The organism is Pantoea sp. Ae19-2, from assembly GCF_059801205.1.
Genome location: NZ_JBCHWE010000001.1, coordinates 4,024,922 through 4,051,893 on the forward strand (window position 1 = coordinate 4,024,922; position 26,972 = coordinate 4,051,893).

The following is a 26,972-nucleotide window of genomic DNA, read 5'->3' on the forward strand; positions in this document are numbered from 1 at the left end:
CCTTTTGAGGTTAAAGCAAGTGACGCCGCTTATTTCCTGCGCCAGTAATAAATTCGACCCAGCCATAGCAGCAGGTGATACCACTGTTTTACACCGCGCGCATTACGCAGCATACGCGTGTGTGTCTGGGTCGCGAAGATATCGGCAATCATCGCCTGTCGCGCTGATTCGTCCGGTTCGCGTCGAATACTGTGACAGACGCTCAGGGCTTCGTAAGTAATCTGATAGTGAAAGGCCGGATAAATTTTTACCTTATGGCGATAGCGGCTGTTAATTGACTCCAGCATTTGCGCAATTTTCAGATAGTGACGCTGATATTCAACGTTACGCAGGCCGGTCCGCTTGCGGTTGCTGATTGAAGCATCGTGCAGATAGTAGCGATACAGCTGTTTATCGGTATAGCGCGCGCGTTTTACATTCAGCATGAACTCTGTGGTCCACGGAATATCCTGATGGTGCAGGCCGGGTTCAAAATTTAGCTTCAGTTTTTCAATCAGTTCGCGTCGGTAAATACCAAGCCAGACAACATGTTTATAGCGATGAGTCTTCAGCGCCTTGTTAAGCCACTCAGGGCCGCTAAGGACGGATGTGCTTGAGAGTCGTTCAGGCGGTATCAACGGCTGGGTTTCATTGCTAGCCTGGAAAAACCATTCGGCATTGCATTGCGCCACATCGAGATCGTCTGCCTCTGCCATATCGACCAGTGTCTGATACATCTCTGGCTTCATGGTGTCATCAGCGTCTGGAAAGGTTACGTACTTACCGGATGCAACAGCCAGCCCGGCATTGCGTGCACGTGATACACCACCATTAGGTTGGTGAATGACCCGGATATGAGGATGACGTCGTGCGTAGTCATCCGCTCTCTCACCCGAGCCGTCAGTCGATCCATCATCGACAAGGATGATTTCCAGAGATGTCAGCGTCTGAGCCAGTAAAGACTGAATAAATGTCTCAAACATGACACCAGCGTTAAACATTGGTGTGATTATCGATAGTAAAGGCGAATTTTGTGACACAGCAGCATAACTTCAAGTGAAAAGAGACGGATTTCCGCCGACATTATTACGAATGCCGATAGAACTTTTTGTGCATTTAGGGTCAAACCTTGATAGGTAGCAGAAATTTATTTTTTCGCAACTTTATGGCGTGTGTACGCTCCAGTCCGGTCAGGTACGTTTAACCAGGTACAATATGAAAAATATCCTCGTCATCAGGCGCGACAACATTGGTGATATGGATTGTACCACACAGTTACTGGAAGGCATCAAAACGGCCTTTCCCGAAGCTAAACTGACGCTGTTGGTAAATAAAGTGGCGCAGGATGTGATACTGCATAACCCCCATGTCGATGCGCTTCATGTCTATAAGAAAGCCAAGCACCGTGGCAAGAACGAGACCGCAATTGGCGTTTACTGGCACCGTTTAAAGATCTTTTGGGCTTTACGTAAAACGAAGTTTGATGCGGCGGTACTGGCGAACCCGGTTCCCTGTAAATACAGCCTTCGCCTCGCGCGTATGGCGGGCGCAACCCACATCATTGGCGCTGGCGAAGCCGATAACGGGCTGACAAGAGTCTTTGGCAGAGACGATTTTTCTGGCAACCACCAAGTCGAACACACTTACTCGTATCTCTCAGCGCTCACTGCTCATTTGCCTGTCGTTCCCCCCGTCAGAGTCTATTTAACCCCACGAGAGCATGAACAGGCTAAAACGCATGTGCATTCACTGTTTACGGTATCGGGTCAGACATACGGTATACACATCAGTAGTCGCAGCCCAAAGCGCCGCTGGGATATAGAAAAGTATGCTGTTTTTATTCGTCATCTGTTAGAAGATGCGCAAGCCCGTGTGCTGATCTTTTGGTCGCCGCAGGGAGCGCTGGGGCCGGATGATCGGGGTGATGACGCCAGAGCCGAGCAACTCATGCAACTGGTCAATTCTTCACGAGTGGCGGCTTACACTACCACATCAGTGCGTGATCTAATGGCGGGTTTTAGTTGTTGTGACCAAATTCTGTGTAGCGATGGTGGCCAAATGCATATCGCGGCGGGTTTGCATAAAAAGCAGGTGGTGTTTTTTGGCGATACGGATGCGCCTGGGTGGCATCCATGGTCTGGTGAGTACAGGATTTTGCAGACACCTTCTGGTGAATGTAACGACGTTACTCCTCAAGAGGTGATGAGTGCGTGGCTGCAGCTTAAGGACATCTCTTGAGTGGCTACTACGTGACTGACACGCTCAATTATTTTCCGAAAATTTCTGGCTAAACGATGTCAATTACCTGAAGAACAACGCTTAAAACGTGCCGTTCCCTTGATCTGCTTATCGGTTCATGGGAACGACTGATTGATGCTATGAGCGGTCAACATGCATTCATTTGGACGCTCGGAAATCTGCCAACTGCAAGTATCGCTGACAGATAACGGAGAGGCTGTAGATACTCAGGTCAAGTTGATGCAAATCAGGCGGGTTATCGTAAATCTCTCGCATCTTTTCCGCCAGTGAGGTTGCATTCATCTCAGACAGCCCGCGACTCAGGTCACCCGTCAAAATACTCGCGGGCCCGCCGGGGCAACGTGTACTCACTACAGGTGTTCCGCAGCTCATTGCTTCGATCAAAACATTGCCAAAGCCTTCACTGTCAGAACTCAAAATCAACATCCGTGCATGATGTATCCAGGGATAGGGATTACGCTGAAAGCCTTCAAAGCGCACGCGATCTGAAACGCCCAGCTGTTCCGATAAACGATACAGTTTTTCTTTCATAGCAGGACTGCCCTGTCCCAGTAAGATTAAAGGAGCCTGAATGCCACTTTGCGCATAAGCTTCCAACAGGCGGTCATGGCGTTTAGTTTCATGGAAACGGCCAACATGAACAAGGAAATCCTCACCTGCCAGTGGGCAGGGTTCCAGTGAGAGCCTTTTGATTTCATTGAAATCAAAAGGGTTAAAGATAACATCCGTTCGCGATGCTTTTACGCCAATATGGTTGATCAAGTCATCAAGAGCATATTGGGAAACCGCGATCACCTGGCGATGGCGATAGACATGACGTATTTTCTGTCGCTTGAGCCATAATGAAAAACCCGATTTGCGAGCGAGATAAGAGGCAGAAAAAATGCCATGAATGCAATACCAGGTCCTGAGCGGATCGAGAGCACGCGAAGAAGACACTATTCGGTCCGTTTTATGCAGATGAGACAGCACAAGATCAAATTTGCCTTGGCGGGTTTCACTGTAACGGACGGCTTTATCCAGGAGCGCGGCGCGACGAGATGTTTCGGTAAGCTTACGCCATGGACTGCGACAACGGTCTTCAATCACCTGGTAATCAAGCCCTGACGGAAGGGAATAATCACAGACGTTACGCAAAGAAAAAAGTGATACCTGATGTCCACTGTTAATCAGGCCCTGTGCCAGGGTCAGTACTACTTTTTCAGCGCCGCCACCAGGCAGCCCGTCTATTATCATCAAAATACGCTTGGACAAATTATCACCTCAAAGACGCCGCCAGCACTGTGAATGGCCTAAAGCATAAAGCGCACGGCAGTAAACTCGCCATAACAGAGCAAAATAGTGGGGATCTGACGCAGTTTTTCAATAGGGAAAACACCACAACGCTATTTTATTCAAGGCGTTACAAAATAAAGGCCCCGCTGACTACGGGAATTATCTTAGGTTATCAGGCCATTGATGACTACGAATAAAAACCAAACCAATTGCAATTATATTTTTGCGCGGAATGACTACCCTGCGTAACATAGTCAGGATAATCTCTACCGATTATTGGATAAGTCATGGATAAACCGGCATTTTTAATCACTCTCGATACGGAAGGTGACAACCTCTGGCGCAACCGCAGCGGCAATGTCACCACACATAATGTCCGCTTTCTACCGCGTTTTCAGTCGCTTTGCGAGAAATACGCGTTCAAACCGACGTGGCTTACTAATTATGAAATGGCTTGCGATCCGGCTTATGTCGAGTTCGGACGAGATCTTCTTGAGCGTAATCAGGGTGAAATAGGCATGCATTTACATGCCTGGTACAGCCCTCCTGACTATGCACTTACGGAGGATGACTGGCGTTACCAGCCTTATTTGATCGAATATCCAGAGTCGATACTGCACGATAAGGTCGCCTATATGACCGACCTGCTTGAAACGGCATTTGAAACTAAAATGCGTAGTCACCGTGCAGGCCGCTGGGCCTTCAATGAAGTTTATGCACGTGCATTGATCGATCATGGCTATCTGGTCGACTGCTCTGTGACGCCGCGCGTGGACTGGCGTAGTTCTCCCGGTGCTCCCCAGGGGAAAGGCGGTACAGATTACCGCCATTTTCCTGACCAGGCCTACTATGTCGACATCAACGATATTTCCAAGCCTGGAAGCTCAACCTTACTGGAATTGCCGATGAGCATTCAGTACCGGCATGGCATGTTGAAAAACCAGTTTAAAAAAGTCTGGGACAACGTCAGGGGTAAGTCGAGAGGACCTCGGGTAAACTGGCTGCGGCCTGTGGGCGGGAATCTGGCGCAAATGAAGCATGTCGTTGAGCAAACGCTGTCGCAGGGAAACGACTATGTTGAATTTATGCTGCATTCATCGGAGTTTATGCCTGACGGCAGCCCGACGTTTAAAAACGACGCAGACATTGACCGTCTTTACGATGATTTAGAGCAGCTGTTCAGCTGGCTTCAGGAACGTACCCAAGGTATGACCTTGACCGAATATGCCCTGAAGAAAAAAACGGCACTCGGTGCCGTCACTGATTCGCTTCAGGAACAGATTTGCGGGCCTTAAATCGCAACCACGAAAAAAGCGTGTCGACTTCGGGATAGCGCATTTGCCAAAACTTTTTTGTTTTGCAATGGCCCCTACAAAGGCGTGCGGCTGACTTAATGGCCAGCCTGGTTTGTTTATCGTAATGATAATAACCAAAAACCGCTTTCGACATGCTTTTCACTTCATTAAAGCAGTTCACTATCATCCCTGCAGCCAGTCGACGCAGCTCAGTGTCAGACTGTGCCATTGCACACATTTTATTCATGGCGAATAGCATGTCCTCAATGTCACTCATACGGACATTCCGTGTGATGCCCTGCTGATTATCGCGGTAGTAGTAGAGCGTATTTTCAAGATGAGCGATACGCTGTGTTTTGAGATATTGAAATGGCGTAAAGATAACGTCTTCGTAACGTCTGCCGACTTCAAAAGCCTCACCTTCCAGCAGACTGTTTCTGTATATGCGGTTCCATAAATGCCACATCGATCGGATAAAAAGCGGACGCAGACAATTCAGCCCCTGAACGGAAAAATCGTAAGCGACACGTTGAGGCAATTCGTTTTCTGATGCTTCAGGGGGCGTGTTTTCAAAGCGTGCGTAGTTAAAATCAATCAGATCGTCTTGATCGGAGAGTAATAACGGTCGGATAACTGATAGATAATTTTTACTGAGTAGATCATCAGCGTCCAAAAAGGTAATAAATTTTCCTTTAGCTTTTGACAGGCCAACATTGCGGGTTGCGGCAACCCCCTGGTTAGCCTGCTGAATGAATTCAACACAAGCTGAAGGATAAGTCTTGAGAAATTCTTTCACACGCTGGGCTGAAAGGTCTGTCGACCCATCATCGATAATGATGACCTGAATATCAGGGTCAATTTGGGTAAACAAGGATGTCAGACAGGGAACGATATAATCCTGACTATTGTATAAAGGAATAATGATGCTTAGCAGCCAGTCACGCGTTTGCATTACTTCGCTTCCTGTAATACAGACGGTGTTTTAACTAATAAGCCACTGATGATGACGGCCAGACAATAGATGAGGGTTCCCTCAGTGCTGAAAAATATCACGTCGCTCAGGCCATAGGTGATCAAAGATACTGTGACTGCGAAGAGTGCGGGATTGCGGTAAGGCGTGAATGCGCTGCGTAATAAGCAAAGATATAAACCTGCCAACGCTAACAGACCCACAATGCCCTTAATCGAGAACGTTTCCATCACTTCATTGTGCATATGAACGGTAAGGTAGGGTAATGCCCCATAAAGCGAAGGTTCTTGTGCAACAATCACTTTTGCTTCTGCCGCTCGTTGCTCTGCAGACTCTCCCCACAGGGCTTCAAGGCTGGTGCGAAATGCAACGGTTTGCATGCTTAAGCGTGAGATGATTGAGTTTTCTCCCGTTTGCTCATGCATATGCGCAATATCCTGATTGAACTGCTGTATACGCATAGTGATGACTTTATGAAAAAGTGCAGCGCTGAGCAGGAGCATGATGGGCACCAGGATGAACAGAATAATTTTGTGACGACGATTAATCACATGTGTGCTCATGAGTACAATCATTAAAGCCAACACGGGATAAGCCAGCATAGCTGCACGGGTTCCAGTCAACAGAATGGAAGCATAGGTAAAGGCGAAAGCTGCCAAAAAAAGCAACACTCTGTGGCGGGTTTTTAAAAGTAATACGGCTTTAATGAATATCAGATTGACTGCGGTAATGATGTAGGCAGCAACCGTTGCTCGATCAAAATTCAGCTCTACACGCGCTATGTGTAAGAAAACCCCCTGATAAATGGCATAGCTATTTACCGCAAGCCCGCAAACAAGGGCTGCCAGCACGGTATTTTTTTGTAGCGCTATCTTTGTATTAAGCATCGCCAGTAGAACAAACGCTGCGGCGATTTGTAATCGTCCGGTTGATTGGTACTGCCGGTACAGACTAATGAAATCGCCAGGTTGTTTATACATGGCTGTCCAGATAATGCTGATGATCCCGACAGCAAAAAACGCACCAGGGAGAATCAGGTTTTTTTTGTCAGCAATGTAAAATCTGAGATGAAAAACGATGACCAGAAAAGCCAGATAGCTGGAAAGATAAAAAACGTTCCTGCCAAAGGCCCATCCAAATGGCGAAGTAATAAAGGCGATAGCACATCCGATAAAAATAAGCTGGCTGAAAAAGTTGGCAGGCGCTTCTTTTTTAAAGATTAAATGATTTAGTTTCATTTTTTAATTATAACATCCTTTAAAGCATCGTTGAATTCTGTCTTAAACAGCGCATAGTCGAAATGTTCTACTGTCCAGGCTTTGGCAGCTTCACTAAATCGCTGATACGTTTCAGGCACCGACAAGACTTCAACCGCGTTGGCGCAATCAATATGTGAAACCAGCCTGGCTTCTTCCATAACATCATGGACAGGTTCGTAGACCTGATAGGGGAAATCAACGCGTATACCAGTTAATTTCTCATGCTCATCAATTGTAACGGAGGGGGGTAATCCAATGCCACACTGCTGATGACCAACGACTTCAGGTTGGCCGTCAATCATGGGGAAAATAACCGGTACACCAAAATAAAGCGCTTCCATACAGGAAAGGCCAAATGGCTCAGTGACAGGTGTACTGAGATAGATATCTGTGCGATTAAAAAAGGCGCTCATATCATGCTGAAAACCGCTGAAGGTAACAAACTGACTAATATTCAAACGCTCAGCAAGCGCCACGAAGGCGTCATGATCGGGACCTTTTCCCGCAATTTCCAACACAACGTTGTGTCCACGTTGGCGTAATTCTTTAAGCGTTAAAAGTCCTACGCTAATGCCTTTCAGGCTAACCTGGCGAGATGCCGTTCCTAGCCTGAGCGGATTTTTTAGCGTTCTGATTGCGGAATTTATCCCCTGCGGCAACATGATTCGGTTTATCACGACGTGATGCGGGCAAGGTAGGTTGAAGCGGTGATGCATCACCCGGTTTGACGCGTATGAGGCTGAAATCACGCCGTCCAGCATTGCCATAAAGTTAAGCGTTTTTTTATTTTTTGGATAACGCCATGAGCAGCCATGATCGTAATAGACCAGAGCAGCCCGCCTGGGTTTTGCTGGCAGTCCTGGAATTAAATCCCAAACCACTATTACATCGGCATCACTTGCCTCAATGCGTTTTTTTAGCAAATATTTCCGAAGAAATTGCGGGACTTTATATTTCAGGCCATTTACCCAACGATTGGCAAAGGTGATTTTTTGTTGAGGAATGTGACGACGAATATCATCGTCTATCTCATTACTGATGCATATCACATCATCATTTCCGTCAGAAAAATCATTGATGTACTGCAGGAACAGGCGTTCAACACCACCCATTTTTTCAAGGTTAATGATGTGGAGTTTCTTCATACAAGAATCTCAAAGACCATATCTGCGACGTCCTTAGCGCTAATGTCTGCTAATTTGCTGCCCTCTGCAGGCCGCAAAACATACTGATTTTGCCCATAACCCCCAATCAAACCCGGATCGGTGGGGCCATATAACGTGATATTGGGCCTGTCTAGTGCGGCGGTCAGATGGCTCAGCCCTGTATCTACCGACACTACGGCATCTGCGCCTGCCAACTGCTGTGCTACGGCTTCAAGAGAAAGCTTAGGCAAGACTTCTACGTGCTCAAAACCTTCAGCCAGACGCAGCGCACGCTGATGTTCATGTTCAGCGCCCCACGGCAGCTTTACACGCAAGCCCGCTGGCCGGACACGTTCAATCAACTCTCGCCAGTGAGCTTCTGGCCAGTGCTTGTTATCACGGGTAGTGGCATGAAGAAATACCAGATAAGGGCTCTCATGCTGTGATAAGGGCTTCAGAAAATGGCCGGCAATTGCATAATCCCCCTGAGACGGGGGTTTATCGTAACCCAGACTTTTAGCAAACAGCTCACGCGTCCTCTCGACTGCATGTTGTTGCTTGCTGATCTCGTGCTTTTTGTCATACCACCAACTGGCGAAAGGTTCTCTCGCACTACGATTGTCCAGGCCGTGCTTAACGCCTTTAGCCAGACGAGTCACAAGCGCGGCGCTCTTAATCAGCCCCTGAGCGTCGATCACGATGTCGTAGTCACGAGACTGAAGCTCACGCTTGAAACGCACGCGCTCTTCACGCTGCAGGCTGCCAAACCAGTGTTTGCGCCAGCGTCGAATGGCGACAGGCAGAACCTTATCCACTGCCGGATGCCAGGTCGGGATTTGTGCAAAATTTTCTTCCACCACCCAGTCAAAGCGTATTCCGGGCAGGGCATGCATGGCATCGGTGAGTGCTGGCAGCGTATGCAGTACGTCTCCCATGGAGGAGGTTTTGACGATCAGGACGTGCATGTCCCCTCCTGGACTTCGCGCAACAACGTGCTCAATGTTTCATGAACCTGTGCGGGCTGAATATCGATAAGACTTTGGTGATAGCCCTGCCCGGCATCGCCTTTGCGTACACGATGATAGCCGCTAATTAAACGGAGAATACGTGCCCGATTAGACAGAGGCGGCGTAAAGTCAGGGCTGCTGGGACCATATAAGGCGACAAGCGGTCGGTTTAACGCTGCGGCAATATGCATCAGGCCCGAATCATTACTGACCACTGCGTGGCACTGAGCCAGCAGAATAACAGCCTGTTCCAGCTGCGTTTCGCCAGCCAGATTGCGGCAATGCGCACGGCTCGCTTCCGGTAGCGAAGACAGGATTTCTTCACCGGTGGAATGATCTTTTGCCGAGCCAAACAGCAGAATCTGATAACCCTCACTGATTAACTGCTGGGCAAGCGTCGCATAGTGAAAATGCGGCCAGCGTTTTGCCGGCCCAAACTCTGCACCGGGACAAAAACCAATCGTCGGCCGCTCGGGAGTCAGCTGAAACTGCGCGGACGTCTCACTTTTTTCCTGTTCACTGACCTGTAGCTGAGGCGTTAGCAGGGGTTGCGGCAGTTCCCGCGCTGAGCGGACTGGTGAGTCATAAGCCAGAGCCACATAGCGCTCAACCATAAGCGGAAACGCGGCTTTATCCAGTACCCGACAATCGTTTAACAGGCCGTAACGCATTTCTCCGCGCCAGCCAATACGGCGCTTGATCCCGGCAAAAAAGGGAACCAGCGCTGATTTAAAAGAGTTGGGTAAAACATAAGCGCGGTCATAATGGCTGGCCTGGAGCGATTTGCCCAGTCGACGGCGCTCGCCAAGCGCTAACGCGCCATGACCCAGCGGCATCGCCAGCGCCTGATTCACTTCAGGCATCCGTGAAAGTAAAGGACGGCACCACGCAGGTGCCATCACATCAATCACTGCGTCAGGATGTTCGGCCTTTAGGGTACGATAGAGACTTTGCGACATCATCATATCGCCGACCCACGACGGGCCGATCACCAGAATTTTCATTACCGGTATCTATTCCTTTAGACGTTGCGATTTAACCAAACCATATATTCAGAAACGCCCTGTGCCACGGTCTTAAACGGTTTGTCGTAACCCGCTGCGCGTAATTTAGACAGGTCGGCCTGCGTGTAAGCCTGGTAGCGGCCTTTCAGCTTGTCAGGGAAAGGAATGTACTCAATCTGGCCTTTCTGGTGAAAATTAAGCACCGCATCTGCCACTTCCTGGAAGGATTCGGCGCGGCCTGTTCCGCAGTTATAGATGCCGGAAATCCCATTCTCCCAGCACCACAGATTCACCGACACCACATCATCGACATGAATAAAATCACGTTTAAAGCCGTCGCTGCCTTCAAACAGCTTTGGATTTTCATCATTGCTAATCTGCGTGTTTAAATGAAACGCCACGCTTGCCATGCTGCCTTTATGACTTTCACGCGGGCCGTAAACGTTAAAGTAGCGAAAGCCGCATACCGGCGAGGAGGCTTCAGGCAGGATCTGACGCACGTAGTGGTCGAACAGCATTTTTGAATAGCCGTAGACATTCAGTGGCTGTTCGTACTGGCGCTCTTCAATGAAATTCTCATTGCGTCCACCATAGGTGGCGGCAGAAGAAGCGTAAAGGAACGGAATTTCACGCTCAAGACAGAAGTGCAGCAGATCTTTAGAATACTGATAGTTATTATCCATCATGTACTTACCGTCCCACTCGGTGGTGGCTGAGCAGGCACCTTCGTGAAAAACGGCTTCAATCGGACCAAGATCTTCGCCTGACATGATATAGGTCAGGAATTCTTCTTTATCCATGTAATCAGCGATATCCAGATCGGCCAGATTCACGAACTTGGTGCCATCTTTAAGGTTATCCACGACCAGAATGTCGTTGTGACCGCGATCGTTCAGCGTTTTGACAATATTGCTGCCGATCATTCCTGCGCCGCCGGTTACGATAATCATACTGTTACCTTTAAAGTTTTGAGTTGAAACGGGACATTTCACACGTAATGCCTACATCATAACATTTCATCCCGCTCCAGACAGCCAGATGACTCTGTAAGGTCCTGCACATCCAACAGAATGGCGTGAACTATGCTGCAAAATTAACATTCTTTTGGTCGATTAAGCGTAGAAAGGCGATATGTTCAGTAATATTTGCCAGATTTCCACCTTATCAGGAGCAGGATAATGCCAGCGCATTTTTACCAACATATCCGGCAGCAACTCGACGCCGCCCAGCGTGAAGGTTTATTCAAAAAAGAACGTATTATTACCTCCGCACAACAGGCAGAAATTGAGGTCGGGCCTGATCGTCCCGTAATTAACTTTTGCGCGAATAACTACCTGGGTTTGGCCAACCACCCAGCCTTAATTCAGGCAGCCAAAGAGGGCATGGATTCGCACGGTTTTGGCATGGCATCCGTGCGTTTTATCTGCGGTACCCAGGATATACACAAACAGCTGGAAAAAAAGCTCGCCGATTTTCTGGGAATGGAGGACGCCATTCTTTACTCCTCCTGTTTTGACGCCAACGGCGGGCTGTTTGAAACCTTACTGGGCGCGGAAGATGCCATCATCTCTGATGCACTCAATCATGCATCGATTATTGATGGTGTACGCCTGTGTAAAGCACAGCGCTATCGTTACGCTAACAATGATATGGCGCAACTGCGCGACCGCCTGAAGGAAGCCAGGGATAACGGGGCGAAGACCATTATGATTGCCACGGACGGCGTGTTCTCAATGGACGGCGTGATCGCCAATCTGAACGCCATTTGCGATCTTGCAGACGACTATTCCGCACTTGTCATGGTCGATGATTCCCATGCGGTTGGCTTTGTCGGAAGTACCGGTCGCGGAACGCATGAGTACTGCGACGTCATGGGCCGGGTCGACATTATCACCGGCACTTTGGGCAAGGCGCTGGGCGGCGCATCAGGCGGTTACACTGCTGCCAAAGCAGAGGTGGTGGAATGGCTGCGTCAGCGCTCACGGCCTTATCTGTTCTCTAACTCGCTGGCACCGGCAATTGTCGCGGCTTCTCTTCGCGTGCTGGATTTATTAAGCGAAGGCGACGGTTTGCGTCAGCGCTTGTGGGACAACGCACGTTTCTTCCGCGAAAAAATGACATCGGCAGGTTTTACGCTGGCCGGCGCCGATCATGCCATCATTCCGGTCATGCTGGGAGAAGCCAGCGTCGCGCAGGAATTTGCTCAGTTGTTACAACAGGAAGGCATCTATGTCACCGGGTTTTTCTATCCGGTTGTGCCAAAAGGTCAGGCACGCATCCGAACCCAAATTTCAGCAGCGCACAGCCAGCAGCAACTCGAAACGGCGGTGGCAGCTTTCACGCGCATTGGTAAACAACTTGGCGTCATTGCCTGAGGATTAACCATGAAAGCACTGGCTAAGTTGAAAAAAGAGCAGGGCATCTGGATGGTGACTGATGCGCCAGTTCCCGAGCCGGGTCACAACGATCTGCTGATAAAAATTCGTAAAACCGCCATCTGTGGGACAGACGTACATATTTACAACTGGGACGACTGGTCGCGTAAAACCATCCCGGTCCCCATGATTGTCGGCCACGAATATGTCGGTGAAGTGGTGGCTATTGGTCAGGAGGTTAAAGGGTTTAACATAGGCGATCGGGTTTCGGGCGAGGGGCATATCACCTGTGGGCACTGCCGAAACTGCCGCGCAGGCCGTACCCATCTCTGTCGAAATACCCAAGGCGTTGGCGTTAACCGCCAGGGATGCTTTGCAGAGTATCTGGTTATTCCCGCCTTTAATGCATTCAAAATTCCCGACAATATTTCCGACGAGCTGGCAGCGATTTTTGATCCCTTCGGCAACGCGGTACATACCGCCTTATCCTTCGACCTGGTCGGTGAAGACGTACTCATTTCCGGTGCCGGCCCTATTGGTATTATGGCGGCTGCGGTGTGCCGCCATGTCGGTGCGCGGAATGTCGTGATCACGGACATTAATGACTACCGGCTTGAACTGGCCCGCAAGATGGGCGTGACCTGCGCGGTCAATGTCGCCAGAGAAGATCTGCGTGAAGTCATGCATGCGCTGGACATGAAAGAAGGCTTTGACGTGGGATTAGAAATGTCAGGTGCACCGCCCGCTTTCCGAACCTTGCTTGAGGTGATGAATCACGGTGGGCGGTTGGCCTTACTGGGCATTCCTCCGGGAGAAATGGCTATTGACTGGAACCTGGTGATCTTTAAAGGACTGTTTATCAAGGGCATATACGGGCGTGAGATGTTCGAAACCTGGTATAAGATGGCCGCGCTGATTCAGTCAGGTTTGGATCTCACCCCGATTATCACTCACCGTTACCCGATTGATGACTTCCAGCAGGGTTTTGATGAAATGCGCTCGGGGCAGTCTGGAAAGGTGATTCTGGACTGGACGTCGCCTTGATCGCCCGAGTAGCGAGTAAGAAAGATAACGTTTGTCTGCGTAATGTGATTGCTCAGCACCAGGTTTAATGCCTGGTGCTGAGTGTTTTAGAACAGTTCATCAATACGATGATAAAGCGGACTTTCTGTAATGCTTTCACCAATAACGCTCAGCGCACGGCTAGCCGGAACTGGTGCCAGCGGCTGCTTCACTTTACATTCACCAGGCGGCTGGAAGCCCTGAAGTGGCTTGCTGTGTGGTGTGATCTTGGCTGGCGATGCGTTGCCGTTGCGTAGCGGTTCATTCAATAACTGACCCGGCGTCACCAGGGTGATATCTGCGGGCAGCGAGGGCAACATTTGTTGCAGCACCCGCACGGTATTGGGATGCGGATGACCGATCGCAATCGCGTAGCCATCACGCTGGGCCAGACTGACTGCCCGGTTGAACTGCTGTCGAATCGCATTGATATCCTGACTGTCATCTAAAAATACGCGACGCTTAAGCACCCTGACGTGCGTTCCCTGTGCGGCCTGCAGTGACTGACTGTTACCAATCGTCATGCTGTCGAGAAAGTACAGATTGTACTGATTCAGCGCCTGCATGACTTTTTGCATACCCGGCAGGCTCGATGTCATTTTGCTGCCCATATGGTTATTCAGCCCCACTGCATAGGGGACATTGTTGACCGCACTACGGATGATGCGATCGATTTCCGCGCGGCTCATTTCAGGCGTTAAGGTGTTTTTCTCAAGCGGTTGCTTACTTAACGGCGCCATAGGCAGGTGAATCAGAACTTCACGGCCGCCCTGATGCGCTTTGATGGCCATCTGACGTGCATAGGGCGCATCAGGAAGCACCGCGACAGAGATCGCCTGCGGCATTTGCAGCACTTTATTTTCTTCCGTGGGTCGATAGCCGAAATCATCAATGACGATGGCGAGCTTAGCGGCCTGGGACGCGAAACTGAGCAACAGTCCGCACAGCAAGGCGGTAATCTGGTAACGATGAACTAACACTTATTTTCCCAACCACGGAACTGGATTGACCGCTTTACCCTGACGTCGGATTTCAAAATAGAGCGAAGGCGTGCCGCGACCACCGCTGGTGCCCACCAGCGCAATGGGCTGACCGGCCTTCACCTGGGCACCTACGCTGACGAGGGCGCTTTGGTTATAGCCATACAGACTCATATCTCCTTTACCATGCTCGATAACTACGACCAGACCATAGCCCTGCAACCAGTCGGCCATCAATACACGACCATCGGCAATGGCTTTGACCTCTGTGCCTTCCGGAGCCGCAATGACCAGGCCTTTCCAGCGTAATTCGCCTTGCAGTTCCTCACCGAACCGATGTTCGACGCGTCCGCGTACCGGCCAGATATCCTGACCGTTGGGCCGTCCCAGTCCGCCCGTTCGCGCCATCAGCTCGCGCTCGCTTTGTGTTGGCTGATAACTGGAGCCTTTCGCTTTCGCCTGCACCTGACGCTGACGCACTTTTTCTGCCTCACGTGCCTCACGGGCGGCGCGTTCACGGGCTTCTCGCTCGGCACGAGCGATTTTATCTTGCAGGCGGCTTTCGTTCTGGCGCATCTCAACCAGGTCAGCCTGATCCTTCTGCAGTGCGCTTTCCAGAGACGTGAGCGTTTTTTTACGCGCGGCGCTGGCTTGCTGGAGTTTGTCTTGTTGTTCTTGCTGCTGGGTTAACAGCGTTTTCTGCTGTTGTTGCTTTTGTTCCAGCGAGGCGCGCTGTTGGGCTAATTCCTGACGGGTGGTTTGCAGGGCGGTGATATTTTCCTGACGTGCGGTGTTCAGATAGCCAAAGTAAGCGAGGATACGTTCGCTACGCTGACTCTCTTCACCGCCTAACAGAAGTTGCAAACCTTTGTGCTGCCCCTGGCGAAAGGCGGCGTCCAGCTGTTCAGCAAGCAGCTTTTCCTGCTGTGCCTGCTGCTTTTCAAGACGGGAAACCGAGGCGGTGACCTGGGTAATCTCACCCTTCAGGGCCGACAGGCTGTTACGGGTTTCCCGTAGCTGTCGACTTGCCTGAGCAATGATCTTTTCCTGACTTTGTAGCTGATTAAGTAACTGGCTGCGCTGAACCTTTTGGGCTTTTACGCTTTTTTCTTTTTCGGCAATTTCTTGCTGGATAGATTTCAGCTGGGCTTTGTTGTCATCCGCCGATAAGCCGGGTAGAGGAAACAACAATATGCCCGCATAAAGCAGGCTAAAAGACAGGGCGGACAAGCGTGTAAACAACGGCAGGGGACGACCGTTGTAACGAGTCCATGTTGGTAGAACGGTTGTCTTTCCCTTCATAGGCCGATGATTATTCCACGATGAACAGTTGCTTACCAGCATTGCCGACCGGCTTTTGCTTTCTCAGTGCGATCCATTTTCATCAGGACAAGGGACAAGCGCCACGACATTTTTGCCATTCAGCCAATTTTTTTGGAAAATGACGCACAAATCGTCACTCTGTCCGCTTAGCGTCTGTACATGCGAAGTGGCGCAGGTATACTCAGAAGCCTTGTTTTAGCTTATTAGCCCGGTCTGGAGTCGTTACCCCTCATGCAAGAAATTATGCAGTTTGCAAGCAATCACCCCATCCTGAGTCTGGCATGGGTCGTCTTACTCGTACTGGTGATTGTGACTACCGTTAAAGGAATGTTCTCTAAAGTAAAAACTATCAGTCGAGGCGAAGCAACCCGACTCATTAACAAAGAGGACGCGGTAGTGGTAGACGTGCGTTCGCGTGATGATTACCGCAAGGGGCACATTTCGGGCGCGATAAATGTGGCTGCAGCAGATATCAAGAAAGGCAGTTTAGGCGAGTTGGAAAAGCATAAAGCACAGCCCATAATTGTTGTATGCGCAACCGGACAAAGCGCGGCAGATCCTGCTGCCCATCTGAGCGCGGCTGGATTTACCCAGGTTGCCGTTCTCAAAGACGGTATCAGTGGTTGGAGCGGCGAAAATCTGCCGTTGGTTCGCGGTAAATAATCATCCTGAGGTCCCTATGACAAATGTTGAAATTTACATCAAAGCAACCTGTCCTTATTGCCACCGGGCAAAAGCGCTGCTGAGTCAAAAAGGCGTGGCGTTTCAAGAGATTCCCATTGATGGGGACATGGCAAAACGCGAAGAGATGATTAAGCGCAGTGGCCGGACTACCGTGCCGCAGATCTTTATCGACGGTCAGCATATTGGCGGTTGCGACGATCTGATGGCGCTCAACGATCGTGCAGGTTTAGATCCGTTACTTCAGGCGTAATTACGCCAGACATATTAACTTACAGGACTTAGTCACATGTCAGAACATAACACCAACGAAATGCAATTTCAGATTCAGCGCGTTTACACGAAAGACATTTCTTTTGAAGCGCCGAACGCGCCACAAGTGTTTCAGAAAGAGTGGGAACCAGACGTTAAGCTGGATCTGGACACGGCTTCTTCGCAGCTGGCTGATGAAGTGTATGAAGTGGTGCTGCGTGTGACTGTAACCGCGACCGTTGGCGAAGATACCGCTTTCCTGTGTGAAGTGCAGCAGGCGGGCATTTTCACCATCGGCGGTATCGACGGCACTCAGATGGCGCATTGCCTGGGCGCTTACTGCCCGAATATTCTGTTCCCTTATGCCCGTGAATGCATCACCAGTCTGGTTTCTCGTGGTACGTTCCCGCAGCTTAACCTCGCGCCGGTTAACTTTGATGCGCTGTTTATGAACTATCTGCAGCAGCAGCAAGGCGAAGAAGGTGCCGCGCAACATCAGGATGCCTGATGACTACTCACGCTTCGATTAGCGTCATCGGTGCCGGTTCGTACGGCACCGCTTTGGCGATTACGCTGGCCCGTAATGGCCATCCCGTGTTGTTGTGGGGCCATAATCCCGCCCACATGGCACAGCTGCAGTCAGACCGCTGCAATCTTGCTTTCCTGCCTGATGTTCCCTTTCCCGATAATCTGACGATTGAACCCGATCTCGCCAGGGCCATTGCGGCCAGCCGCGATCTACTGGTGGTCGTACCCAGCCACGTCTTTGGCGAAGTGCTGACGCAGATCAAACCTGGCTTACGTGAGGACTCGCGTATCGTCTGGGCGACGAAAGGGCTGGAAAAAGAAACCGGTCGTTTGCTGCAGGACGTCGCCCGGGAAATCCTGGGTGAGGCCATTCCGCTGGCGGTGATATCTGGCCCAACCTTCGCGAAAGAACTGGCCGCGGGTTTACCTACGGCGATTGCGCTGGCGGCAACCGATACGCAGTTTGCGGATGATTTGCAAACGCGGTTGCACTGCGGCAAAAGTTTCCGCGTGTATAACAATCCCGATTTTATCGGGGTTCAGCTGGGTGGCGCGGTTAAAAATGTGATCGCGATTGGTGCTGGGATATCGGACGGTATCGGATTTGGCGCGAATGCACGAACGGCATTAATCACCCGTGGACTGGCAGAGATGAGCCGTCTTGGCGCAGCGTTGGGTGCCGATCCCACGACGTTTATGGGGATGGCAGGCCTGGGCGATCTGGTGCTTACCTGTACCGATAATCAGTCGCGTAACCGCCGCTTTGGCATGATGTTGGGGCAGGGCGAAGAGGTCGATGGCGCACAACGCATTATCGGACAAGTTGTAGAAGGTTACAGAAATACGAAAGAAGTCAAAGCGCTGGCTGCACGTGTCGGGGTTGAAATGCCCATTACGGAGCAGATTTATCAGGTGCTCTATTGCGGAAAACCGGCACGAGATGCAGCATTAAGCCTGCTGGGGCGTTCGAGGAAGGACGAAAACAGTACAAACTAAAGCAGGAAGCCAGGCATCATCACCTGCAGCGCCGATCAAGGCGCTTTTTTATCGGGAGAAAACAGCATGTCGTCTGATGAGTTAGAACTGGTCTGGGACAATATCAAGGCGGAAGCACGCGCGCTGGCAGACTGCGAGCCGATGCTGGCCAGCTTTTACCATGCGACATTGCTTAAGCATGAGAATCTTGGCAGTGCTCTTAGCTATATGCTGGCCAATAAGCTGGCGAATCCGATCATGCCTGCTATCGCTATTCGTGAAGTGGTAGAAGAAGCATACCGTGAAGATCCCTCAATGATTGCGTCTGCTGCTTGTGATATTCAGGCGGTTCGCCTGCGCGATCCTGCGGTTGATAAATACTCCACGCCGCTGCTTTATCTGAAAGGCTTTCATGCGCTTCAGGCGCATCGTATCGGGCACTGGCTGTGGAATGAAGGCCGACGCGCTCTGGCCGTTTATCTGCAAAACGAAGTCTCAGTCTCCTTTGCGGTTGATATTCATCCGGCTGCCAAAATTGGTCATGGGATCATGCTGGATCATGCTACCGGGATTGTGATCGGTGAAACCGCCGTTGTGGAAAATGATGTATCAATCCTGCAGTCAGTAACGCTTGGCGGCACCGGAAAAACCAGCGGCGACCGCCATCCGAAAATTCGTGAAGGGGTGATGATTGGCGCGGGTGCGAAAATCCTCGGTAATATCGAGGTAGGCCGTGGTGCCAAGATTGGTGCCGGCTCCGTGGTGTTGCAATCTATCCCTCCACATACCACCGCCGCCGGGGTTCCTGCGCGCATCGTCGGCAAGCCCGGCAGTGAAAAGCCGTCAATGGATATGGATCAACACTTTAACGGTAACGGTGCAGGCTTCCAGTTTGGCGATGGTATTTAAGATTTAATCAGTGCGCCAGCATAGTCGAGTTGGCGCCACGCTTCGTAAACCACTACCGATACCGCGTTGGACAGGTTCATGCTACGGCTTTCCGCCATCATCGGAATGCGGATTTTTTGCGCTGCGGGCAGAGCCTGTAATATCTCTGCGGGTAACCCGCGGCTTTCCGGTCCAAACAGCAAATAATCCCCAGACTGATAGTTGACCGCACTGTGTGCGGGCGTGCCTTTGGTGGTCAGCGCAAACAGGCGCTCAGGCTGCTCGGTAGCGATGAAAGCCTGATAGTCAGCATGAAATTTGATCGCGGTAAATTCGTGATAGTCCAACCCGGCGCGACGCAGGCGCTTATCGTCCCAGGCAAAGCCCAGTGGCTCAATCAGGTGGAGCTGAAAACCGGTATTGGCGCACAGGCGAATAATATTGCCGGTGTTAGGTGGGATTTCTGGTTCAAATAATACGATGTTAAGCATAAGGCCCCCGATAACGAGGGCCGAAGCATAGCAAATTATTGCCTTGCAGAGGAGTAAAGTGGCAGCCAGATAGTGAGGCGCAGTCCACCCAGCGGGCTGTCATCCGCTTTGACCCACCCGCGATGTTGCTGTATTGCCGTTTCCACAATCGCCAGCCCGAGGCCAGTACCGCCGGATTCCCTGTCTCGCGCTTCATCAGTGCGGTAGAAAGGACGAAATATCTGCTCGCGATCCTCCGGGCTGACGCCAGGACCGTCATCATCAACGTGCACGGTAATACCCGAGATATCCACGGAAAAACTGACGCTGATATGCGTGTGCGAGTAGCGCAACGCATTACGGACGATGTTCTCCAGCGCGCTTTCCAGCGCATGTGGGTTGCCGTATAGCGGCCAGGGGCCTGGAGGATAAGGAATCTCCAGCGTCTTGCCCATTTGTTCCGCTTCAAACCTGGCGTCTTCCAGCACGTCATTCCAGAGCTGGTTTGCCTTCATGGCTTCGCTAACCAGCGCGTTCTTATGCTGGGTTCTCGACAGCACCAACAGGTCATTAATCATGCCGTCAAGCCGCTGAGCTTCCATCTCAATGCGCTCCAGCTCTTTGCCTTCACCCTGACGGCGACGCAGCAGGGCGGTAGCCAGCTGAAGTCTCGTCAGCGGCGTACGCAATTCGTGGCTGATATCGGAAAGCAGACGTTGCTGACCGTTCATCATGCGCTCCAGCGCACTCACCATTTGATTGAAGCTGGAACCGGCGGCCAGAAACTCCTGCGGGCCCGATTCCAGTTCAGGATGTTGACGCAGGTTGCCGCTGGCCACTTCATCCGCAGCGTATTTGAGTTTACGTGCAGGACGCGCCAGGCTCCACGCCAGCCAGAGCAGAAGCGGTGAGCTAATCAGCATGGTAACGATAAGCAGTAGCAAAGGCCGGTCAAACAGCAGGTTGATAAAGTCCAGTTGAGAACTGCTGGCAGGCCGAATCAGGTAAAGCTGATAGTTATCCTCCCCATCCCGAACGGCGAAAGGGCCCACCATTTCGACGCGACCATACTTTTTCTTCTGTGGATGATCGGCATTGTCTGACTGACCGATGAAGTTACGGATAACCTGCATTTCATTATGCTGCGCGCCAATAACCCGGCCTTCGCTGGTGACTAACAGCAAGCGCTGACCGGGCGGTGCCCATTTCTCAATCGCGCGAAATAAGCGCCGCCACCACATCAAATCGTTAGGGGGATCGCGCATTAACTCCGCTTCAACGTGCTGCTCTATCATCGTCCCCTGACGCTGCTCACTCTCCATCAGCGACGTCATCTGACGTGAATCAAGCTTGGGTACCATGAGCACCAGCATCAATACCAGTGCCAGCGTCAGCCAGAAAATAGCAAAGATGCGGGTAGTCAAACTTCCTATCATGATGCAGAAACCATCAGATAGCCGCGGCCACGTAATGTCTTAAACCACGGATGTCCGTCACGGCGGTCAGGGAGCTTACGGCGCAGGTTAGAGATGTGCATGTCAATGGCGCGGTCAAAAGGCGTAAGGCGTTTGCCCAGCACTTCCTGGCTAAGGTGCTCGCGAGAGACAACCTGCCCAAGATGCTGTGCCAGAAGATAAAGCAGGGTGAATTCCGTTCCGGTGAGATCCAGCGTCTCGCTGTCGAAACTGGCTTCCTGACGGCCCGGATTCAGGCGCAGGCAGTCAACTTCCAGCGTGGGTGAACTATTATCGTGCTGCTGCTGCTGTTCACTCCAGTTTGAACGACGCAGGATAGCGCGAATACGCGCGACCAGCTCACGATCGTTAAAGGGTTTAGGCAGATAGTCATCGGCACCCAGTTCAAGGCCCAGCACGCGATCCAGTTCGCTTCCGCGTGCGGTAAGCATAATGACGGGCGTCTGATATTGCTGGCGTAATTCTTTCAGGGTGTCGATACCGTTTTTCTTCGGCATCATGACATCCAGTAAAAGCAGATCAATTGAGTTATCAAGCAGGTTCAACGCTTGTTCACCATCGCTGGCGACCACGACTTCAAACCCTTCCATTTCCAACAGCTCTTTCAAAAGCGAAGTTAATTCGCGGTCATCATCTACCAACAGGATTTTATTCATTTTTGTAGCCCTCCGCAGGCAAAATAGCGTGTTCCCATGATACCAATCCATCGATTTACGTACTTTTACACCCCCTGACGGATGTTTGCAGCTATCGCCGTACACTGGCTATCGTTGAATCGCAAAACAGAACGAACTGGAGTAAACGATGCGCAAATTAACCGCCGTCGTTATTGCCTCAGCGATGGTTCTCTGTAACGCCAGCGCAAGAGCAGCAGAGCCGATGGCGCCTGATGATGTGCATCACGGCGAATTTACGACAGGCAGTATGACGCAAAATTCGCAAAGTCACATGTTCGACGGCATTGAGTTGACGGAACATCAACGGCAGCAGATGCGTGACCTTATGCAGCAAGCCCGACACGATCGTCCGGCAACGAATATTGATGATATCGCAGCCATGCATGATTTAGTGACTGCAGATAATTTTAACGAAGCGGCCATCCGCAGTAAGGCAGAAGCCATTGCCAGAGTTCAGGTAGAGCAGCAGGTTGAGATGGCGCGCGTTCGTAATCAGATGTACCACCTGTTAACGCCGGAGCAGCAGGCCGCGTTACAAAAGAATTATGAGCGGCGTATAAATTCATTACGCAAGCTTTCGAATCTGCAGCCAGCATCATCGCTGCAACCCGTGAGTCGTACCAGTAGTAACCAGTAGTAAATAGTATCCCTGTTTTCCTTGCCATAGACACATCCCTGTCTTCCCCCTCATGATGAGGGGGTTTTTTTTATCAGGTACTTATCCAAAAATCCTTTAAAATCAGTGCGTGACTAAAAACACGCCAAGCATTTGCAGACAGGTATAAGCGCCGCTGGTGTAGACAATATGTAGACAACATTAGCTACACATTTAGGCCACCTTCAAGCGGATTACGCGTAATCGCATCCCTCAAATCGTTAGGTGCAAGATGGGCATAAGCTGCCGTTTGCTCAATCCTTGCATGGCCTAAAATCGCCTGTACCGATATGAGATTTCTGCCGTCTATCATGACCAACGACTGAACGTATGCCGCAAGATATGCATAGCTTGATGCCTGGGTATATCTGGCTTCGCCAGTTTCATTAATTTGCAGAATTGTTCCGGGCTCACTTTGAACCAAAGATCCCTTTTCATCTCATGATGTTTTTTTCTGCGATTTATCATTTACGATGAATTTACAATTTATCGGGTAGTTAAAAAAATAGAAAACACCGTTGGTTTTATTCCTGTTTTTCAGGGGGCTGTTTTTCTTGCGCGTTTTTCCATCGAAGATATTTCACTTTTCTTTCATCTTTTAAATGCATGATAAGTAAAACTTATTTAACTTCCTGCTTTGTTTTTATTTATATTTCAATAAGCTGCAAATATCCCGCTCCGCTTGCACGCTAATTGCGCAGTTCTACACTTAAGTTGTCTCAGCATGGAAGCCGATGTACTTACGAAATTAACGGAGAGCAGCAACCACATCATGTAGTCCGAATTAACCTATTAACGGAGTAAATTATGGCAGAGCATCGTGGTGGTTCAGGCAATTTCGCAGACAACCCGCAAAAAGCGTCTGAAGCCGGTAAAAAAGGCGGTAAGAGCAGCGGCACAGGCGGCGGTAATTTTAAAAATAACCCCGAAAAAGCCTCCGAAGCGGGCAAGAAAGGCGGCAAAAAGTAACGGCTGCTAAGCACTGAACCAAATCTGCACGTTGATTTGGCGCTTACCCAAGGTAGGCAATTCGCCCCGTCTCTCTATGAGGACGGGGCGAAGTATTTTTTTTCCTTCAGAAATGCCATTTCATCCTGCTTCTTCGCCGTTCAGACAGTCAGGCGCGACGCCTGCTGTAGTGTTAAACTTAGCCTTTCTCTCATACTGCGTTACGTTTCAGTAATATGTCTATGGAGTTTGGCATGCAGGCTTCGTACGGAAAGTTAATTCAGTCTGCGGCAGTCGCGGCGACGCTGCTGGCTTCCGTCTTATTGGTTGTGAAGATTTTTGCCTGGTGGTACACCGGATCGGTTAGCCTGCTGGCCGCGCTGGTCGATTCCCTGGTGGATATTGCCGCCTCGCTGACCAACCTGCTGGTAGTGCGTTATTCCTTACAGCCCGCCGATGACGATCATACATTTGGGCATGGTAAAGCGGAGTCGCTGGCCGCGCTGGCCCAAAGCATGTTCATTTCGGGTTCAGCCCTTTTCCTCTTTCTTACGGGTATTCAACATCTCGCTTCCCCTAACGAACTGCGCTCGCCGGGCATCGGAATTGTTGTCACCGTCGTAGCGCTGGTTTCGACATTAGTACTGGTCACCTTCCAGCGCTGGGTCGTGCGTAAAACCCGGAGTCAGGCCATTCGCGCAGATATGCTGCACTATCAGTCAGATGTGTTTATGAACGGGGCTATCCTGGTGGCGCTGATATTAAGCAGCTACGGTTTCACGCGCGCTGATGCACTGTTTGCGTTAGGGATTGGCGTCTATATTCTTTTTAGTGCGCTGCGGATGGGCCATGAAGCCGTTCAGTCTTTACTGGACAGAGCATTACCCGATGAAGAGCGGCAACAAATTATTGCGATTTCCCTCAACTGGCCGGGTGTGCAGGGCGTACACGATGTGCGTACGCGTCAGTCCGGCCCGACAAAGTTTATCCAGCTTCACGTTGAGCTCGAAGATCAGTTACCACTCGTCCAGGCTCATCGTATTGCCGATCAGGTAGAGAAAGCGCTGCGAAAAGCGTTTCCCGGTTCTGACGTCATTATTCATCAGGATCCCTGTTCTGTGGTACCGTTTGAAAAGCAGGATTCTTTTAACTTTTAACTTACATGAATTAAGTTAATAAAATGGAAACGGCACGTTTTTAACATTGCTGCAAAAAATTAGTGAAAAGTTGTCTGACCTGAATCAATTCAGCCGCAGGCCTTTGATATACTATCTGCCATTATATGTTGCGCTCATCACAATCGTGTTTATCAGCGTTGAACAGGCCGGATTAACCCTTAGCTTTGAACAATCCAGAGGTTGTCATGATCAAAAAAATTGGTGTACTGACCAGCGGCGGTGACGCCCCAGGCATGAACGCAGCCATTCGCGGCGTGGTTCGCTCCGCGTTAAGTGAAGGGCTGGAAGTTTTTGGTATCTATGACGGCTATCAGGGTTTGTACGAAGACCGGATGATCAATCTCGATCGTTACAGCGTATCTGACATGATTAATCGCGGCGGCACTTTTTTGGGTTCAGCGCGTTTTCCTGAGTTTCGTAACGATGATGTCCGTCAGGTGGCCATTGAAAACCTGAAAAAGCGCGGTATTGATGCGTTAGTCGTGATTGGCGGGGACGGTTCCTATATGGGCGCCAAGCGACTGACCGAGATGGGGTTCCCCTGTATCGGCCTGCCAGGCACGATCGATAACGATGTTGCCGGCACCGATTACACCATTGGCTACTTTACCGCACTGGAAACGGTGGTGGAGGCGATTGACCGCCTGCGTGATACCTCTTCATCACACCAGCGCATCTCCATCGTTGAAGTGATGGGCCGTTACTGTGGCGATTTGACCCTGGCTGCCGCTATCGCTGGTGGATGCGAGTTTATCGTGTTGCCAGAAATTCCCTATACCCGTGAAGAGCTGGTGGCAGAAATTAAGGCCGGCATCGCGAAAGGTAAAAAGCATGCGATTGTTGCTATCACTGAACATATCTGTGATATCGACGATCTGGCGCGGTTTATCGAGACCGAAACGAAGCGCGAAACGCGCGCGACGGTACTTGGCCACATTCAGCGTGGCGGTGCGCCGTGCGCATATGATCGTATTCTTGCCTCCCGCATGGGCGCGTATTCCATTGAACTGCTCATGCAGGGCTACGGTGGCCGCTGTGTGGGTATTCAGAACGACAAAATGGTGCACCATGACATCATTGATGCGATCGAGAACATGAAGCGTCCATTCAAGCGTGACTGGATGGATACCGCGAAGCAGCTTTACTGATTTCACCGCATTAACGGGCATGCGCTTCAGGCATGCCCTTATACCTTCCGTATATTCCCCAAAGTTATAACCGCTTATTTTTAATTCTTTTAGCTCTGAAAAAGTTTATGTCACGCTTGTCCCATAATGAACTGGGAGAGTGCGCAATGAATAAATGGGCCATCGGTATTAGCTTGTTACTGGCATCAGGCAGTGTTCTGGCGAAGGATATTCAGCTGTTAAACGTTTCTTACGATCCCACCCGTGAGCTGTATGAGCAGTACAATAAGGCCTTCAGTGCGCACTATAAACAGGAAACGGGCGATAATGTGGTGATCCGTCAGTCGCATGGCGGCTCAGGCAAGCAGGCCACATCAGTGATAAACGGCATTCGTGCTGACGTCGTGACGCTGGCGCTGCAGTCTGATATTGATGCGATTGCTGAACGTGGCCGCATTGATAAGAACTGGATTAAGCGTCTGCCGGATAACTCGGCACCTTACACTTCCACGATTGTGTTCCTGGTCCGCAAGGGTAATCCAAAAGGGATCCATGACTGGAATGATCTGATCAAACCTGGCGTTTCCGTCATCACGCCTAATCCAAAAACCTCAGGTGGTGCACGCTGGAATTACCTGGCAGCCTGGGGCTGGGCGTTGGATCACAACAACGGCGATCAGGCAAAAGCGCTAAGCTATGTCAAAGCCCTGTTTAAAAATGTTGAAGTGCAGGATTCCGGTGCGCGCGGTGCGACCAACACCTTCGTTGAGCGCGGCATTGGTGATGTTCTGATCGCCTGGGAAAATGAGGCGTACCTGGCCGTGAATAAGCTGGGCAAAGACAAGTTTGAGATCGTTACTCCAAGCGAGTCTATTCTGGCAGAGCCGACGGTTTCCGTGGTGGATAAAGTGGTTGATGAGAAGGGAACGCGCCCAGTGGCTGAGGCCTATCTGAAGTATCTCTATTCGACCGAGGGACAGACGATTGCAGCCGAGAATTACTATCGTCCGCGCAATGCTGAGGTTGCGAAGAAGTTTGCCAGCACCTTTGCCCCTGTAAAATTGTTTACTGTGGACGAGAAATTCGGCGGTTGGGCTAAGGCACAAAAAACCCACTTCGCGGATGGCGGCACCTATGACCAGGTCATGAAGCCGTAACGATCGCCTGACACAATCTAAACCAGCG

General features: G+C 50.6%; 27 protein-coding genes. 14 read left to right on the forward strand and 13 right to left on the reverse strand.

Annotated elements, in window-relative coordinates; translation table 11 throughout:
• Positions 1-29 precede the first annotated feature (29 nt).
• Complete coding sequence (locus tag AAIE03_RS18490) at positions 30-1,019, reverse strand: glycosyltransferase (protein ID WP_089517731.1); 990 nt, start codon at positions 1,017-1,019, stop codon at positions 30-32.
• Positions 1,020-1,194: 175 nt separating this feature from the next.
• On the opposite strand from AAIE03_RS18490, the gene AAIE03_RS18495 reads away from it, so the two are divergent.
• Positions 1,195-2,217, forward strand: a complete 1,023-nt coding sequence (locus AAIE03_RS18495; RefSeq protein WP_072139127.1) for a glycosyltransferase family 9 protein — start codon at positions 1,195-1,197, stop codon at positions 2,215-2,217.
• Between the two features lie 159 nt (positions 2,218-2,376).
• Here the strand turns inward: AAIE03_RS18495 and AAIE03_RS18500 are convergent, their stop codons facing one another.
• Entirely contained in the window at positions 2,377-3,474 is a 1,098-nt protein-coding gene (locus tag AAIE03_RS18500; RefSeq protein ID WP_014594900.1) for a glycosyltransferase, read from the reverse strand.
• Positions 3,475-3,800: 326 nt separating this feature from the next.
• On the opposite strand from AAIE03_RS18500, the gene AAIE03_RS18505 reads away from it, so the two are divergent.
• Positions 3,801-4,808: a polysaccharide deacetylase family protein gene (locus tag AAIE03_RS18505; RefSeq protein WP_013027728.1), complete on the forward strand. Its 1,008-nt coding sequence runs from the start codon at positions 3,801-3,803 to the stop codon at positions 4,806-4,808.
• Here AAIE03_RS18505 and AAIE03_RS18510 read toward each other — a convergent pair.
• From AAIE03_RS18510 to rfaD, 6 genes are read right to left on the reverse strand one after another with little or no spacing between them, the layout of a single operon-like run.
• The gene (locus AAIE03_RS18510) at positions 4,771-5,760 is read right to left on the reverse strand and encodes a glycosyltransferase family 2 protein (protein ID WP_013027727.1); all 990 of its coding nucleotides are present in this window, start codon (positions 5,758-5,760) and stop codon (positions 4,771-4,773) included. The two genes, AAIE03_RS18505 and AAIE03_RS18510, sit on opposite strands and share 38 nt — an antisense overlap.
• A complete protein-coding gene (locus AAIE03_RS18515) occupies positions 5,760-7,016 on the reverse strand; it encodes an O-antigen ligase family protein (RefSeq protein ID WP_014594899.1) in 1,257 nt (418 codons plus the stop codon). The genes AAIE03_RS18510 and AAIE03_RS18515 overlap by 1 nt, the downstream gene beginning before the upstream one ends.
• Complete coding sequence (locus AAIE03_RS18520) at positions 7,013-8,182, reverse strand: glycosyltransferase family 4 protein (RefSeq protein ID WP_029570790.1); 1,170 nt, start codon at positions 8,180-8,182, stop codon at positions 7,013-7,015. The genes AAIE03_RS18515 and AAIE03_RS18520 overlap by 4 nt, the downstream gene beginning before the upstream one ends.
• Complete coding sequence (rfaC, locus tag AAIE03_RS18525) at positions 8,179-9,147, reverse strand: lipopolysaccharide heptosyltransferase RfaC (protein ID WP_014594897.1); 969 nt, start codon at positions 9,145-9,147, stop codon at positions 8,179-8,181. Before rfaC ends, AAIE03_RS18520 begins: the two co-directional genes overlap by 4 nt.
• Positions 9,135-10,193 (reverse strand): ADP-heptose--LPS heptosyltransferase RfaF, encoded by a 1,059-nt coding sequence (rfaF, locus tag AAIE03_RS18530; RefSeq protein WP_013027723.1) that lies wholly within the window; start codon positions 10,191-10,193, stop codon positions 9,135-9,137. Before rfaF ends, rfaC begins: the two co-directional genes overlap by 13 nt.
• Before the next feature lie 17 nt (positions 10,194-10,210).
• Positions 10,211-11,143, reverse strand: a complete 933-nt coding sequence (gene rfaD / locus AAIE03_RS18535) for an ADP-glyceromanno-heptose 6-epimerase (protein WP_014594895.1) — start codon at positions 11,141-11,143, stop codon at positions 10,211-10,213.
• Positions 11,144-11,371: 228 nt separating this feature from the next.
• Between rfaD and kbl the strand changes: the two genes are divergently transcribed.
• Together kbl and tdh are read left to right on the forward strand one after the other, a co-directional pair.
• Positions 11,372-12,568, forward strand: coding sequence for a glycine C-acetyltransferase (kbl, locus tag AAIE03_RS18540; protein WP_014594894.1), 1,197 nt, complete (start codon positions 11,372-11,374; stop codon positions 12,566-12,568).
• A 9-nt stretch (positions 12,569-12,577) separates the two neighbouring features.
• On the forward strand, positions 12,578-13,612 hold the full coding sequence (gene tdh / locus AAIE03_RS18545; RefSeq protein ID WP_013027720.1) for an L-threonine 3-dehydrogenase: 1,035 nt from the start codon (positions 12,578-12,580) through the stop codon (positions 13,610-13,612).
• Positions 13,613-13,698: 86 nt separating this feature from the next.
• Here tdh and AAIE03_RS18550 read toward each other — a convergent pair whose 3' ends face one another.
• Both AAIE03_RS18550 and envC read right to left on the reverse strand, forming a co-directional pair.
• The gene (locus tag AAIE03_RS18550; protein WP_022622376.1) at positions 13,699-14,610 is read right to left on the reverse strand and encodes a divergent polysaccharide deacetylase family protein; all 912 of its coding nucleotides are present in this window, start codon (positions 14,608-14,610) and stop codon (positions 13,699-13,701) included.
• Entirely contained in the window at positions 14,611-15,912 is a 1,302-nt protein-coding gene (envC, locus tag AAIE03_RS18555; RefSeq protein ID WP_019105399.1) for a murein hydrolase activator EnvC, read from the reverse strand.
• 252 nt (positions 15,913-16,164) lie between these two features.
• On the opposite strand from envC, the gene AAIE03_RS18560 reads away from it, so the two are divergent.
• The 5 genes from AAIE03_RS18560 (at position 16,165) to cysE (ending at position 19,278) form a co-directional block, all read left to right on the forward strand.
• Positions 16,165-16,596, forward strand: coding sequence for a rhodanese-like domain-containing protein (locus AAIE03_RS18560; protein ID WP_013027717.1), 432 nt, complete (start codon positions 16,165-16,167; stop codon positions 16,594-16,596).
• 16 nt (positions 16,597-16,612) lie between these two features.
• Positions 16,613-16,867: a glutaredoxin 3 gene (grxC, locus tag AAIE03_RS18565; RefSeq protein ID WP_498563130.1), complete on the forward strand. Its 255-nt coding sequence runs from the start codon at positions 16,613-16,615 to the stop codon at positions 16,865-16,867.
• A gap of 36 nt (positions 16,868-16,903) precedes the next feature.
• Positions 16,904-17,374 (forward strand): protein-export chaperone SecB, encoded by a 471-nt coding sequence (secB, locus tag AAIE03_RS18570; protein ID WP_013027715.1) that lies wholly within the window; start codon positions 16,904-16,906, stop codon positions 17,372-17,374.
• Positions 17,374-18,390 (forward strand): NAD(P)H-dependent glycerol-3-phosphate dehydrogenase, encoded by a 1,017-nt coding sequence (gpsA, locus tag AAIE03_RS18575; RefSeq protein ID WP_013027714.1) that lies wholly within the window; start codon positions 17,374-17,376, stop codon positions 18,388-18,390. Before secB ends, gpsA begins: the two co-directional genes overlap by 1 nt.
• A gap of 66 nt (positions 18,391-18,456) precedes the next feature.
• A complete protein-coding gene (gene cysE, locus AAIE03_RS18580; protein WP_013027713.1) occupies positions 18,457-19,278 on the forward strand; it encodes a serine O-acetyltransferase in 822 nt (273 codons plus the stop codon).
• On the opposite strand, the gene trmL is transcribed toward cysE, so the two are convergent.
• The 3 genes from trmL to cpxR are packed head-to-tail and all read right to left on the reverse strand — an operon-like array spanning position 19,275 to position 21,858.
• Entirely contained in the window at positions 19,275-19,748 is a 474-nt protein-coding gene (gene trmL, locus AAIE03_RS18585; protein ID WP_013027712.1) for a tRNA (uridine(34)/cytosine(34)/5-carboxymethylaminomethyluridine(34)-2'-O)-methyltransferase TrmL, read from the reverse strand. The two genes, cysE and trmL, sit on opposite strands and share 4 nt — an antisense overlap.
• Before the next feature lie 35 nt (positions 19,749-19,783).
• Positions 19,784-21,163 carry an envelope stress sensor histidine kinase CpxA gene (gene cpxA, locus AAIE03_RS18590; RefSeq protein WP_013027711.1) on the reverse strand — a complete coding sequence of 460 codons (1,380 nt, stop codon included), beginning with the start codon at positions 21,161-21,163 and terminating at the stop codon, positions 19,784-19,786.
• Complete coding sequence (cpxR, locus tag AAIE03_RS18595) at positions 21,160-21,858, reverse strand: envelope stress response regulator transcription factor CpxR (protein WP_014604760.1); 699 nt, start codon at positions 21,856-21,858, stop codon at positions 21,160-21,162. Before cpxR ends, cpxA begins: the two co-directional genes overlap by 4 nt.
• A gap of 148 nt (positions 21,859-22,006) precedes the next feature.
• Between cpxR and cpxP the strand changes: the two genes are divergently transcribed.
• The 5 genes from cpxP (at position 22,007) to AAIE03_RS18620 (ending at position 26,944) form a co-directional block, all read left to right on the forward strand.
• The gene (gene cpxP / locus AAIE03_RS18600) at positions 22,007-22,516 is read left to right on the forward strand and encodes a cell-envelope stress modulator CpxP (protein ID WP_013027709.1); all 510 of its coding nucleotides are present in this window, start codon (positions 22,007-22,009) and stop codon (positions 22,514-22,516) included.
• An 825-nt stretch (positions 22,517-23,341) separates the two neighbouring features.
• Positions 23,342-23,503: a KGG domain-containing protein gene (locus AAIE03_RS18605; protein ID WP_029569270.1), complete on the forward strand. Its 162-nt coding sequence runs from the start codon at positions 23,342-23,344 to the stop codon at positions 23,501-23,503.
• 233 nt (positions 23,504-23,736) lie between these two features.
• Positions 23,737-24,639: a CDF family cation-efflux transporter FieF gene (gene fieF, locus AAIE03_RS18610; protein ID WP_014604761.1), complete on the forward strand. Its 903-nt coding sequence runs from the start codon at positions 23,737-23,739 to the stop codon at positions 24,637-24,639.
• A gap of 206 nt (positions 24,640-24,845) precedes the next feature.
• A complete protein-coding gene (gene pfkA, locus AAIE03_RS18615; protein ID WP_006121288.1) occupies positions 24,846-25,808 on the forward strand; it encodes a 6-phosphofructokinase in 963 nt (320 codons plus the stop codon).
• Positions 25,809-25,954: 146 nt separating this feature from the next.
• Entirely contained in the window at positions 25,955-26,944 is a 990-nt protein-coding gene (locus AAIE03_RS18620; RefSeq protein WP_015699313.1) for a sulfate ABC transporter substrate-binding protein, read from the forward strand.
• Positions 26,945-26,972: the final 28 nt, after the last annotated feature.